At 34.2% G+C, this 12489-nt stretch carries 14 protein-coding genes; 3 read left to right on the top strand and 11 right to left on the bottom strand.

What is annotated here, in order from left to right:
- Position 1: 1 nt before the first annotated feature.
- From MKS83_RS14865 to MKS83_RS14845, 5 genes are all read right to left on the bottom strand, one after another.
- Positions 2 to 856 (bottom strand): hypothetical protein, encoded by an 855-nt coding sequence (locus MKS83_RS14865; protein ID WP_240580303.1) that lies wholly within the window; start codon positions 854 to 856, stop codon positions 2 to 4.
- Positions 857 to 859: 3 nt separating this feature from the next.
- Positions 860 to 1195 (bottom strand): hypothetical protein, encoded by a 336-nt coding sequence (locus tag MKS83_RS14860; RefSeq protein ID WP_240580302.1) that lies wholly within the window; start codon positions 1193 to 1195, stop codon positions 860 to 862.
- Positions 1196 to 1265: 70 nt separating this feature from the next.
- Positions 1266 to 1814 carry a 2OG-Fe(II) oxygenase gene (locus MKS83_RS14855; RefSeq protein ID WP_240580301.1) on the bottom strand — a complete coding sequence of 183 codons (549 nt, stop codon included), beginning with the start codon at positions 1812 to 1814 and terminating at the stop codon, positions 1266 to 1268.
- A gap of 31 nt (positions 1815 to 1845) precedes the next feature.
- Entirely contained in the window at positions 1846 to 2388 is a 543-nt protein-coding gene (locus tag MKS83_RS14850) for an NADAR family protein (protein ID WP_240580300.1), read from the bottom strand.
- 316 nt (positions 2389 to 2704) lie between these two features.
- Positions 2705 to 3382: an NUDIX hydrolase gene (locus tag MKS83_RS14845; RefSeq protein ID WP_072963087.1), complete on the bottom strand. Its 678-nt coding sequence runs from the start codon at positions 3380 to 3382 to the stop codon at positions 2705 to 2707.
- A gap of 142 nt (positions 3383 to 3524) precedes the next feature.
- Between MKS83_RS14845 and MKS83_RS14840 the strand changes: the two genes are divergently transcribed.
- Entirely contained in the window at positions 3525 to 4145 is a 621-nt protein-coding gene (locus tag MKS83_RS14840) for a DUF1579 domain-containing protein (RefSeq protein WP_240580299.1), read from the top strand.
- A 69-nt stretch (positions 4146 to 4214) separates the two neighbouring features.
- Here MKS83_RS14840 and lepA read toward each other — a convergent pair whose 3' ends face one another.
- The 6 genes from lepA to MKS83_RS14810 all read right to left on the bottom strand — a co-directional run bounded on the left by lepA (position 4215) and on the right by MKS83_RS14810 (position 10946).
- A complete protein-coding gene (gene lepA, locus MKS83_RS14835; protein WP_100377558.1) occupies positions 4215 to 6011 on the bottom strand; it encodes a translation elongation factor 4 in 1797 nt (598 codons plus the stop codon).
- A 72-nt stretch (positions 6012 to 6083) separates the two neighbouring features.
- A complete protein-coding gene (locus MKS83_RS14830) occupies positions 6084 to 7883 on the bottom strand; it encodes a hypothetical protein (protein ID WP_240580298.1) in 1800 nt (599 codons plus the stop codon).
- Between the two features lie 224 nt (positions 7884 to 8107).
- Positions 8108 to 9130, bottom strand: a complete 1023-nt coding sequence (locus MKS83_RS14825; protein ID WP_240580297.1) for a hypothetical protein — start codon at positions 9128 to 9130, stop codon at positions 8108 to 8110.
- A gap of 96 nt (positions 9131 to 9226) precedes the next feature.
- Positions 9227 to 9736: a hypothetical protein gene (locus MKS83_RS14820; RefSeq protein ID WP_240580296.1), complete on the bottom strand. Its 510-nt coding sequence runs from the start codon at positions 9734 to 9736 to the stop codon at positions 9227 to 9229.
- 8 nt (positions 9737 to 9744) lie between these two features.
- On the bottom strand, positions 9745 to 10377 hold the full coding sequence (locus MKS83_RS14815) for a hypothetical protein (RefSeq protein ID WP_240580295.1): 633 nt from the start codon (positions 10375 to 10377) through the stop codon (positions 9745 to 9747).
- A gap of 17 nt (positions 10378 to 10394) precedes the next feature.
- Positions 10395 to 10946: an RNA polymerase sigma factor gene (locus MKS83_RS14810; protein WP_100377554.1), complete on the bottom strand. Its 552-nt coding sequence runs from the start codon at positions 10944 to 10946 to the stop codon at positions 10395 to 10397.
- A 180-nt stretch (positions 10947 to 11126) separates the two neighbouring features.
- Between MKS83_RS14810 and MKS83_RS14805 the strand changes: the two genes are divergently transcribed.
- Positions 11127 to 11876, top strand: a complete 750-nt coding sequence (locus tag MKS83_RS14805) for a Rossmann-like and DUF2520 domain-containing protein (protein WP_240580294.1) — start codon at positions 11127 to 11129, stop codon at positions 11874 to 11876.
- A gap of 86 nt (positions 11877 to 11962) precedes the next feature.
- Positions 11963 to 12481 (top strand): KdsC family phosphatase, encoded by a 519-nt coding sequence (locus MKS83_RS14800; protein ID WP_240580293.1) that lies wholly within the window; start codon positions 11963 to 11965, stop codon positions 12479 to 12481.
- The last annotated feature ends 8 nt before the right edge of the window (positions 12482 to 12489 follow it).

Here is a 12489-nt window from a genome sequence, read left to right as displayed (position 1 = left end):
TTTAATACATTTGAATATTATCTAATCCTTTTAAATCCGTTGTTTTCGTAAAACTATCTTTAAATCTGCTGCAAACCACTTCTTTGATCACTTTTGGAACATCTCTGTAATCGTCAATGGATAAACAGTTTTGTCCCAGCAAATCTTTCCAACCTTTATCAGCATTAACCGCTTGTCCGGAATGCAGAACGCTGATGTGAAAAACTTCATATTTCTTCTGAGCTTCAGCCAATAATTCCGTGTGTTTGAAAGTCTGCTGTCCCGTTCCCATAATCTCTCTGATCGCTGAAGCAGGAAGTGTTTTCAGGCAAGGTTCATCGCCAACTGTGAATAACAATCCTTTCTGGTTTCTCTTTTCAAAAGCGTCTGTTCTGGTGTGAAAAGCGGCAAAATACCAAGCCAGTAAATAACTTTCTCCAGCATTTCCTCCACCTCCGGACTCGATATAAGTTCTTGTTAACCACATATCAAGCTCTTCATCTCCGGATTCAAACTGACCAATTTGTAATGGATAACCGTCACATTCATGATCACCAATTCCCAAGAATAAAAGTGCAGGATCTGGAACTCCACCTTGAATAATTCCGCCCATTAATTTTGGAAGACCTTCCTGAATCAGATCATAAGGAATATGCCCCATACTTCCCGTCACGTCCAGTCCTAAAATGATCGGAACCGAATTCGGATGAACCTCAGAATCTCTTGATTCCCTGAAAGAAATACCGTGTGGATTCATCGATTCATGTGCTTTTCTCTTTGCATTCTGAGTGAAAATTTCACTTATAGATTTTGATGCATAACCCGCTTTTTTTGCTCTGTCAAAACGAGCGTCCATGTCGTATCTTGTACCTCCCATAACTTAAATTTTTTTCCCAAATAAATATTCAAATCTTGTTCTGGTTAATTCTAACTGAATATTTAAATTTCTGATGATTAATGATAATTCAATGTCTTTCTGAACGAATGCTTCCGACTGAAAATCAGCGAATGTTAAACTGTTTTTGTCTAATGGACTGATATCAATCAGGCCTTCCTGTTCTCTTTCCAGTCTTTTGATTTTCAGTTCAATATCTTCTACTCTACGCCTGTAAATCAGCTCTGCATCTTCTCCGATAATTCGGGCACGGTCTTCTCTGATCTGGTCATTATTTCTCTGTAATGACTCGATGAATCTGGGTTTTAAGTCTTCTTCCATAATTCATTTTTATTTGTGTTATTTTTACGCTAATTAAAAACTGCATGGTTTTGCCATAATTCTTTTCGAACTATTTTTTAGAATACATGACATCCGTTCTCAAAACGTACTTTAAACCATTGATTAAAGTTTTCCCTTCATGTCTCAAAGGATGGTAAAAAACCAATGCAGAACCTTTCTTCGGAGCAACAGTAAATAAATTTTCAAATTCTGTTTCTCCGCCTTCAAAATCATCATTCAGATAAATCAGAAAGGTATAAAAACTTTTCTCATTTACATTTCTGATGTAGCTTCCGTCCCTATGCATTTTGAATCTTTGTCCCGTAGAATATTTATAAATTCTGAACATTTCATTAAAATCCAAAACCTGATAATCTTCGTGAGTCTGAGGAAGAAATTCAGCCGCTTTTTTAAAAAAATTTTTAGCTAAATCGTTATCAAAAATCATCAGTCGATCGTTATTTCTAACTCCTTTGCTCATCATTTGCCGACCTCCCATATTGATTTTAGCTTCTTCAAAAACTTTATCTTTTGTTAACTCAATATAATGATCACATTCTTCATCGGTCAGAAAATTCTCTAAAATAAAAATCTGTAGGTGTAATTCTTTCTTTTTCATAATGAATACTTTGTGTCGGGTTAATGTGTTTTTACCTTCTTAATTCGTCTCTTACTTCCATCAAAGCAAATCCTAACAGATTTTCACCATTCCATAACAGTGGATTTTCTGCTCTTGTATCTGTTTCCAGCATTCCGATTCCCCAGATTTTATCGTAGGGACTGGCTTCTACCAAAATCTTATCATTTGTTGAAAGCAAAAATTCCTTAAACTTTTCATTTTGAGAAAATTTCAAAAGATTTCCCTGCTTTACAATGTCATACTTATGCTCATCCCAGCTTTTCGGATCAAAATTTTTGACTTTTCTGCCTAAACTTTTTGCCTGATTAGGAGAACTTGCTTCTAATATTTTCCCTAAAATTTCCTCATCATTAAATAATTTTGCTTTTCCAGCCATCATATAATGTTCAGCTGTTTTGTAGACAATTCCGTTTTCTTCAAACTTAAATGGAAACCATTGACTGAAACACGACTTTGTAATTTCATCTTTCGCAGTATGTCCCCAAAAGAATAAAAACTTCAGCTTTTCCTTTCTCTGGAATCTTTCAATTATATTTTGTAAGTGATATTTCATTATTGCGTTATTTTTACACAAATTTAAAAGAATATGATTTTATCTTCCAAATTTATTTGCGTTAATTTTACGCTAATAAATTTAATTAATTGATTTTCAGTATTAAAAATTTAATTTATTGAAACACGAATTTCTTAAATATTTCCACAAATGGACACAAATTTGAATCTTTGAATGAGTTGGAAACTATCAAAATGTTTTGTCATTCTGACGAAGGAAGAATCTTACCTACAATTTACAGATTCTTCAATCCGCTTCGCTTCTTTCAGAATGACAGTGAGAGAACAACAACTTAGTGTAGTTTTTGTTTTTAAATTTATTTGATTTCAAAGTAGAACCCCTGCTCCTCAAGCTCCTTATATTTTTCCTCATTGAAAGTAAATAACTTTCCGGGCCTTCCGCTGCCTTCTTTTTTTAACGTATTTGTATCATTCAACAAACCATAGCTCATGATTTTTTTACGGAAATTCCGGCGGTCAATTTCCTTTCCGATAATAGTTTTATAAAGATTTTCCAAGTCAGAAAAAGCGAATTCTTCATTGAGAAGATTGAACCCGATCGGTTGGTACTGGATTTTGGTACGGAGTCTTTTTAACGCAAGATCAATAATGGTTTGATGGTCAAAAGCTAATTTTGGAAGCTGATTCACACTGAACCATTGTGCATCATCCGCATCAGAATCGGCAAACAGTTCATGATAAGAAGGATTTACAAGCCCCAAATAAGCTATCGAAACTACCCTGTTTCTTGGGTCGCGACCCACATTCCCAAAAGTATAGAGCTGCTCCAGAAAATCAGGCTTTATACCGGCTTCTTCGTATAATTCTCTTTTTACGGCATCATCCAGATTTTCGTCATCCAAAACCAATCCGCCGGGAAGTGCCCAACCGCCTTTAAATGGCTCAATATTCCTCTGAATCAACAAAAGCTGAAGGTCTTTCTTATCAAAATATCCGAAAATAACGGCATCTACGGCAACTTTTATATCCTGTATTTTTTTTGGAGCACTCATTGAATTAATTTGCGTTGTGAATACACAAAATTACACTTTAGCGTAAACAATATCAAGCATAAAATAAAAAAACTTCGCTTTATAATTTTGATTAATTTTATAAATAACTTAAAACTAAACAATTATGAAGAATTTATTATTTGCAGCCTGTACTGCTTTTCTGTTTATTGCTTGTGATAAAGTGAAAATGGATGTAAAAACTGAGAAAACCGAAGAATGGAAACCCGTAGATTCCGCGACAGCAACCAAAGCCTGGATGGACTATGCCACTCCCGGAGATATGCACAAAATGCTGGCTAAATCTGACGGAGAATGGAACGGAGCCAATACGACCTGGATGGAAAATGGTGCAAAACCAATGACAAGTACATCTGAAGCTACTAATAAAATGATCTTCGAAGGGCGCTATCAGATAAGTGAACATAAAGGAAACTTTATGGGAATGCCATTTGAAGGAATGAGCATCACAGGGTATGATAATGCCAAAAAGAAATTCGTAAGCACCTGGATCGACAATATGGGAACAGGAATTATGAATATGGAGGGCGAATGGAATGCTTCAACAAAATCTATTGAATTTAAAGGGAAAATGACCGATCCGGCAAGACCTGGAAAAGATTGTGAAGTAAGAGAAGTTTATACTTTCGTAGATGACAATGCCCAAAAACTGGAAATGTACGGACCGGATTCAAAGACCGGAAAAGAGTTTAAAACGATGGAAATAACATTTACCCGTAAAAAGTAAATAAAAAAATCCGCAGATATATTTCTGCGGATTTACTTTTATCTTTTGCCTTTTTACTTGGCTCTTTTATTAATCATTTAGCTTTAACACAGCCATGAACGCCGATTGTGGTACTTCTACCCTACCAATCTGTTTCATTTTCTTCTTACCTTCTTTCTGCTTTTCCAAAAGTTTACGTTTTCTGGAAATATCTCCTCCGTAACATTTTGCGGTAACGTCTTTTCTTAAGGCTTTGATCGTTTCTCTGGCAATAACTTTCGTTCCTAATGCTGCCTGAACTGCAATATCAAACTGCTGTCTTGGGATCAGTTCACGAAGTTTTTCACACATCTTCTTACCAATATGATATGCATTAGAATCGTGTATCAATGAAGACAATGCATCTACCATATCTCCGTTGATCAGGATATCCATTTTCACAAGCTTAGAAGCTCTGAACCCAATCGGATGATAATCAAATGAAGCGTATCCCTTCGAAATAGATTTCAGCCTGTCATAGAAATCAAAAACGACTTCAGCTAAAGGCATATTGAAAACCAGTTCAACTCTTTCCGAAGTTAAATAACTTTGGTTAACGATTTCTCCTCTTTTTTCTATACATAAAGTCATTACAGGCCCTACGAAATCAGATTTTGTAATGATAGAAGCTTTAATGAAAGGTTCTTCCACTCTATCCATAATTGAAGGATCCATCATTTCAGACGGATTATTGATCAGGATCGGAACTTCCGGTTCTTTTTTAGAATATCCAAAATAAGATACGTTAGGAACCGTTGTGATCACGTTCATATTAAACTCTCTGTCAAGACGTTCCTGAACAATTTCCATGTGAAGCATTCCCAGGAATCCGCAACGGAAACCGAAACCAAGAGCTGCTGAACTTTCCGGTTCAAATACCAGAGAGGCATCATTCAGTCTTAACTTTTCAAGGGAGAATCTTAGCTCTTCAAAATCTTCAGAATCAATAGGATAAATACCTGCGAAAACCATTGGCTTAACTTCCTCAAAACCTTCAATCGGAGCTGCTGCAGGATTTTCAAAAGAGGTAATCGTATCTCCTACTTTTACTTCCCTTGCATCTTTAATCCCTGAAATCAGATATCCAACGTCTCCACACTGGATCGTTTTCTTTGGAACCTGCTTCAGCTTTAAGGTACCTACTTCATCCGCTCCATATTCTTTCCCGGTAGCGAAGAATTTTACCTTTTCATTTTTACTGATGCTTCCGTTTACTACTTTAAAGTAAGCCTCAATTCCTCTGAAAGGGTTGTAAACCGAGTCAAAAATCAAAGCCTGAAGCGGAGCGTTCGGATCTCCAACCGGAGCCGGGATTCTCTCCACAATCTGCTCTAATAAGTGATGAACTCCTTCTCCCGTTTTTCCCGAAACTCTTAAAACATCTTCATATTCGCAACCAATTAAATTCATGATTTCATCGGTTACTTCTTCAGGATTTGCAGAAGGAAGGTCAATTTTATTCAAGATCGGAATGATTGTTAAATCATTTTCCAACGCCAAATACAGATTACTAATCGTTTGTGCCTGAATACTTTGCGCAGCATCTACAATCAAAAGTGCACCTTCACAGGCTGCAATTGAACGGGAAACTTCATAAGAAAAGTCAACGTGTCCCGGTGTATCAATTAAGTTTAATATAAATTTTTCGCCTTTATATTCATAATCCATCTGGATCGCGTGAGACTTAATGGTAATCCCACGTTCTTTCTCCAAATCCATATCATCCAGCGTCTGAGACTGTAATTCTCTCTGAGATACTGTATTTGTATACTCCAAAAGACGATCCGCCAAAGTACTTTTACCATGGTCGATATGGGCGATTATGCAAAAATTTCGTATGTTTTTCATTTAAGAACTATGTAATTTGCAAAGATAATAAAATGCAGGATAATTCCTTATCCTTAATTTTATGGGACGAGATTAATTTCCAAAATTCACAAAACGCGGGATATCTGTCCCAAAAGAATTCATCGGTAAAAGATTATTTCGGTTACTGTTAAAGTCAAAAATAGAATTATTATCAAAAGGAACCCTCGGATAATACATAAAAGAAACCTGAATTCTGTTGAATACCAGAAATGGATTATTAATGAGTACTCCCACTCCTACTTTGGTGTTCATAGTAGTTTTCAATAATTTTTCATCCGGCATACCCAACCAGCCTACTGCAGCCGTTAAATACGGACTGAAATGAAAGTTTTTCCAGGTTTTATTAATAAAAAGCTGAAGCTGATACCTTAAAACGAACTTTTTGGTTCCTATATAATCCGCGGTATAAACAGGAAACTCATCTCCCGAAGAAAGATTAATCCTGTCTTTATAAGAATAATTATGTTCAGGATTACCCAATGCTAAGGTCGGGGAAAAGAAATGTCTGGCTTTGGCAAACTTCCAGTCCATAAGATGGGTAAAATACGTTCCATCCAGGCGGAACGACTCGCGGTTTTGTTTGTTTTCATTAAAGAATCTTCCAAACTGGGCTTTTACAGTAAAGTATCCGATATTTGTGAAATCCCCATAAGAAGCAGAAATTCCGGCATAAGGGATGACGTCTTTATTTCTTGATAAAGCACCGGCTGTTATATTAACTGAATTTCCGTAAGCAATATCTTCAGGCAGATCATATTGAAAAATATTTTTTTGAACCGAAAATTTCCGCTGAATATATCCAAGTGACATCAGAAAACTGCTGTAAGATCTGAAATACTGAAACTGGTCAATATCCGGACTGTCTTTATACTGATAGTTCTGAAACCTTCCTATTAAAGCAATATTACTGGATACTTTTTCCCGTGGATTCGACGAAACAGGAATCTGATACCCTCCCCATAAATCCTGGCTATAGACTTTGATCTGGGCTTCAGGAAAAGTAGTTTCCGATTCTATCGGAAGCAAAACATTACGCATAAAATATTCAAAACTAAAACCTCCTGCCCATTTTGTTAATGGAGAAAAGAAATCTCTTGTGACATTAAAATTGATTCTTTCGTTTTTAGAAAAATCACGCTCACCCAAAATCTGGGCATTAATATAAGAACCAAAAAGATTATACGCCGTATAGCTTCCCAACAAATAATTCTGTTTTTCTTTGGAATCATTTCTATAAAGAAAATCAAACTGGTGCCCTAGTCCCAACACATTTTCTTCAGTAAGTCCCAAACCAATCTTGCTTCCCGAATAACTTAGTCTCGGTTTCAGGCTCCAGGAATCAAGCACCTTTACCACAACATCAATAGAATCTTTGGATGAAGTACTATCCGAAATACTGATATTTACCCTGTTTATAAAAGGCATTGTTCTAAGCAGACGCTCAGATTCATAAATTTTTTGAGCATTATATTCTTCTCCTTCTTTAAAAAGTAAATAATTATTGACGGTAGAGACTTGGGTATTGACATGAAGATGATTGGTAAACCAATCGTACCATTTTGATTTTTCTTTTTTATCTTCAGAACCATAACCGAATGGGTCAATTGTTTGTATTCTGATGGTTCTGATGTGCCTCCCATTATAGGTTTCCTGCAACAATTTTTCTGTAGTGGTTCTAACAGAAGCAGAATCTGCTTCTCTACGAAATATGAAACGGTGAAAAAATTTGGTAACTTTTCTTTTATCAGAAAATTTTTCGATCTTGTAATAGAGCGAATCTTTCTTTTCTTGAGCATTAAAAAAAGAAAAACATCCTAAAAAGAAAATTAAAATTACAGTTAATTTGTTCATCGAGGGATTAAAAATACGATGTTTTTAGTATCAATTTATAAGCCAATATGAATCAATACTCTCTCTTTTCATTATATTTTATCTGATATGTTTAAAATACTAAAACTGTTAAATTATGCAGTATTAATAAAGGTACTACTTTATGACAATGGAACGCACGAAAATATTTTCCCTCCCCTATTCTACTGATAGCAAAAAAAAGAGAGACTTGGGTCTCTCTTTTTTTATTTAGTTTTACCAAAATTTTCAGGCAAAATATAATGTCCTGTAAAAGGATCAAGATAAACTTTAGAGCCATTAGTATTACGTTTTTTACTGCCTATACTGACATCTACAACAGCACCAATTACTCCTCCAATGATTCCCCCCGCTGCAGCTCCAATCGAAGCACCACTAGTTGTGGATTCAGGAAATAATTCTGCCTTTGTAACCTCAATAAAAAGACCATTCTCATCTTTAAATATTTCAGTATAGCCAAAAGGAATATTTTTGTATGCAATCCCTTTATATACAAAAGCATAGAAATATCTAATTGCTTTTTTGTCCTCCCCTTTTATTGCTTTTGTAACTATTCCTTTGTCATTAGTTTGCAATGTATATTCGGGATCAGGATTGTATGTAAAAAAGCTATAATAATCTTTATAAACTCCATCTGTTAGCTCAGTTGCCTTTAAAATATTAAGCTTATCTTTTAATAAAGGAGCATAATTTTGAAGTTCATTCTCTGGAATACTAAAATCCCATGGTTTTGCTTCATAAGAATCTTTAAACAAATCTGTTAAAATAAGAGTCGTTTTTCTCGCCAGATTTTGTCCCAAATATGGTGTAGTACGGGATGATGTTGTTGCAACTGTATCTTTTCTATAAACATAATGATACCCATCATCTTTTTTAATGAAAATGCTGGCTCTCAACTCAAGTTTTCCAATTGAATATTTTTCTTTTTTATCTTCAGAAATATTTAATTTCTCCAGTAAAAGAACCATATTGTCATTACCTCTTACCGGATTATATTTATAAAACCAATTTTGAATATCTTTACTTGCATCATTTTCGAAAGCAACTTTTATTTCGTCTTTATGATACATTACCGATCCGATTTCCTGGCTAGCTCTTTGATCTATCACCGTAAAACTTTTGATAGAGTTTTTGCTGTCTTTAATAGATTTGGAAAGATCAATAATTTCTGTTTTCTGCGAAAATAATGCCCCTGAAAATAAAAGGAATAATAAAATTTGTTTCATCATAAGAAAGTTTCAGAAGTAAAATTACAAATTCCTTTAAAATTAAACGACCCTCACAAATAAATTATGAGAGTCGTCCAACATTAAAAAAATAAACTATTATGGGGTTTGCTTAGGTCTTGAATTATTATCGTTTCCGTGCGGTTTTCTTTCATTCATCTTATCTCTCATCATTCCCTCAGATTGAAACAATTTCAAAACTTTTTGGCAAGGAATTACTTGTTGCATTTTTTCTGCATACTTTTTTCTATTATCCAATAGCTTCTGTCCTACTTCAAAACTCTGTTGAAGCTTGGCTTTTGCTTCTTCATCAGATAAGGCTTCAGGATCAAAATTAGAATTAAACTGACTCTTTATCTGTCTCTGGCTATCCAGATATTCATTATAAATCTCCGTAAATTCGGTTTTATCACTCGGGTCAATATTCAGATTTTCCATTACCATATTATTCCTGAACTTGGTAAGAAGTGCTTTTCTTTCTTCAGGAGAAAGATTATTGATAACTTCCTTCCTCTGTTTGGGATCCATTTTTTTCCAGTCATAGTCCGTCCTTTGTGCATTTAAGACAAAACTACAAATGATAAAAAGTGTAAATAATATCTTTTTCATCCTTTCTTTTAATTATATAAATCCAAATAAACATCCTGAGTCGAATTACTTGCCAGTTCTGATATTTCAGAATTGGTAAATGATTCCAAGTACTCGTTCATTTGTGTTTCATTATGTTTCGAAACAGGCTTTACGATTTGAGATTTTGTTTTTTCATCTCCGTTGCCGTTATCCTGAACATAAGAATTTTTATTATTCTGATCTTCAGTTATTTGATTATTATTTTCAACAGAAGTTAAATCAGATTTTAGAGTTTCATAAGCGAGTTCGCTTTCTGTTTTAGGTTCCTGGTTATTCATAGCATATGTTGCCTGTGAATTCTCTTTTCCTTTTGAATCATCATTATTTAAAACAAAAGTCATCCCAAAAATCAATGCTAATGACGCTGCTGCTGCATAAGCCCAATTTAAATTTAATTTAAAGATGGGTGCTTTTTTAGCAGGTAACACATTATTCAATACATTCTCCTGAATATTTTCAAACAGATTTTCAGGAATTGTATAAATATTTTTGCGTTCTAATTTTTCGAGATCAAAATCATTAATCCCGCTCAAAACCTTCCCCTGAATATTTTCAAATAAATTTTCAGGGACTTTATAAATGTTTTTACGTTCTAATTTTTCTAGATCAAAGTCTTTCATCTCAGTTTTTTCAAAAATTATCTTTCGTAATTTTCTTTAATATATTCTTCTATTTTTTGTTTGGCATAATGATAATTTGTTTTTAAAGTTCCTACCGACATATCTACAATCTTAGATATTTCTTCGTAAGGCAAATCATCATAATACCGCATCATAAATACCAGTTTCTGCTTTTCTGGCAGGCTCTGTATAGCATTCTGTAGCAATATTTGTATTTCTTCTGCACTTCCTTCTGTATTGTCAGCAATAAGATTCTGCATATGGTATTCAGGATCTTCATCAGATTTCTGCATTTTCTTCAATTTATTTACCTGCTGTAATGCTTCGTTGGTAGCAATTCTGTACAGCCAAGTATACAATTGGCTATCGTTTTTGAACTGGTGAAAATTCTGATAAGCTTTAATAAAAGTCTCCTGCAAAGTGTCCTGAGCAAGATCTCCGTCCACAATAATTCTTCTTATGTGCCAATACAATCTACTTTGATAAGCATCCATCAGAGCACGAACTCCTTTTTCTTGAGTTCGTGAATCTTGCATCAACGAAATAATTTCCGCGTCTTTAATCTTCATAAGATGCTTTCACTGTTTTGGATTACAAAAATATCTAAAAGTTAAATTACTTATTCAATTTTTAGTCCAAATATCAAAAATAATATCAGAGAGTTATGTTTATTGCTTTTATAAAGGAAATAAATTTTCTATAACATCCTTACCTTCTAAAAACTAAACCTAAAACCTTATCTTTGTTTTATGCAAATTGTAATTATCGGTTCCGGAAATGTAGCCTATCATATGGCAAAAGCTTTTGTCTTGAATAACATTCCATTAGCTCAGATTTTTGGCAGGAACGAAACTGAACTGAAAAACATTTCTGAAGAATTAAAGGTTTCTTTTTCAACAGAAAATCTGAAAGATGCAGATTTATATATCATTTGTGTAAGTGATAATTCAGTAGAAGCCGTCTCTAAAATCATTACTAAAAAAGATTGTCTGGTTACTCATACTTCAGGATCATTGCCAAAAGAAATTTTAGCAGGGGAGTACAGAAAATCAAGCCTTTATCCGCTACAAACGTTTTCAAAATCTAAAGAACTGAACTATTCCAATATTCCGTTTTTTGTAGAAGCTGAAAATGAAGAGGATGAAAAAATATTGTTTGAATTGGCTTCTAAGATCTCCCAAAAAGTAATGGAAAGCACCCATGAAAAGAGAAAATATATTCATTTAACAGCAGTTTTTGCCTGCAATTTTGTGAATCATCTTTTTTCAAGAGCCAAGGAAATTTCGGATTCCCAGGAAATTCCATTCGATTATTTTTTACCACTAATTGATGAAACGGTACAGAAAATTCATGAAATTGATCCACAATCTGCACAGACCGGACCTGCGGTAAGAAATGACAGAAGAATTCTGGAACTGCATGAACAGTTACTAAAGGATGAAAGTCTGGAGATTTATAAAACAATGAATCATTCCATTCAGAAAATGTATAATTTATAGAAATGTTAAACTGTGAGATGCTAAACTGATAATCGTTTTACAACCAAACATCTCAACAACTTAACGATTCAACAACTTAAAATAAAATGAGTTATAAAGAAAAACTAAAAGATATTAAAGCATTTGTTTTCGATGTAGATGGCGTTTTCACAGATGGAAGTGTGTATCTGATGCCCGGAGGAAATATGTGCAGGGTAATGAATGTATTAGATGGATATGCAGTTGTTAAGGCCCTAAAAAACAATTATTTGATAGGAGTAATCACTGGAGGGAATGATGAAATGGTAAAACATAGAATCAATTACCTTGGGATTGAAGATTATTACCCGAAATCTCATAATAAATTGGAGGATTTTGAAGATTTTAAAAAGAAATATCATCTTAAAAACGAGGAAATTTTAACGATGGGAGATGATTTACCGGATATTCATATCATGGAAAACTCTGCCATTGCAGCCTGTCCTGAAAATGCTGTTCCGGAAGTGAAAGCCGTTTCAGATTATATTTCTCCTATAAAAGGCGGAAGCGGAGCAGTACGGGATGTGATTGAGCAGGTAATGAAAGTTCAGGGGAAATGGCATGACGATAATACTCAATCTATTTAATTGCTGAG

It is taken from the genome of Chryseobacterium sp. Y16C (genome assembly GCF_022488405.1).
GTDB lineage: Bacteria > Bacteroidota > Bacteroidia > Flavobacteriales > Weeksellaceae > Chryseobacterium > Chryseobacterium geocarposphaerae.
Note: the sequence above shows the minus strand (reverse complement) of the source record. Positions and strands in the feature narration are given on the sequence as shown.

Bases quoted from the DNA above. Each gene is read 5' to 3' on its own strand.
- MKS83_RS14865 (WP_240580303.1), bottom strand. From the start codon at position 856: ATGGGAGGTACAAGATACGACATGGACGCTCGTTTTGACAGAGCAAAA.
- MKS83_RS14860 (WP_240580302.1), bottom strand. From the start codon at position 1,195: ATGGAAGAAGACTTAAAACCCAGATTCATCGAGTCATTACAGAGAAAT.
- MKS83_RS14855 (WP_240580301.1), bottom strand. From the start codon at position 1,814: ATGAAAAAGAAAGAATTACACCTACAGATTTTTATTTTAGAGAATTTT.
- MKS83_RS14850 (WP_240580300.1), bottom strand. From the start codon at position 2,388: ATGAAATATCACTTACAAAATATAATTGAAAGATTCCAGAGAAAGGAA.
- MKS83_RS14840 (WP_240580299.1), top strand. From the start codon at position 3,525: ATGAAGAATTTATTATTTGCAGCCTGTACTGCTTTTCTGTTTATTGCT.
- lepA (WP_100377558.1), bottom strand. From the start codon at position 6,011: ATGAAAAACATACGAAATTTTTGCATAATCGCCCATATCGACCATGGT.
- MKS83_RS14830 (WP_240580298.1), bottom strand. From the start codon at position 7,883: ATGAACAAATTAACTGTAATTTTAATTTTCTTTTTAGGATGTTTTTCT.
- MKS83_RS14825 (WP_240580297.1), bottom strand. From the start codon at position 9,130: ATGATGAAACAAATTTTATTATTCCTTTTATTTTCAGGGGCATTATTT.
- MKS83_RS14820 (WP_240580296.1), bottom strand. From the start codon at position 9,736: ATGAAAAAGATATTATTTACACTTTTTATCATTTGTAGTTTTGTCTTA.
- MKS83_RS14815 (WP_240580295.1), bottom strand. From the start codon at position 10,377: ATGAAAGACTTTGATCTAGAAAAATTAGAACGTAAAAACATTTATAAA.
- MKS83_RS14810 (WP_100377554.1), bottom strand. From the start codon at position 10,946: ATGAAGATTAAAGACGCGGAAATTATTTCGTTGATGCAAGATTCACGA.
- MKS83_RS14805 (WP_240580294.1), top strand. From the start codon at position 11,127: ATGCAAATTGTAATTATCGGTTCCGGAAATGTAGCCTATCATATGGCA.
- MKS83_RS14800 (WP_240580293.1), top strand. From the start codon at position 11,963: ATGAGTTATAAAGAAAAACTAAAAGATATTAAAGCATTTGTTTTCGAT.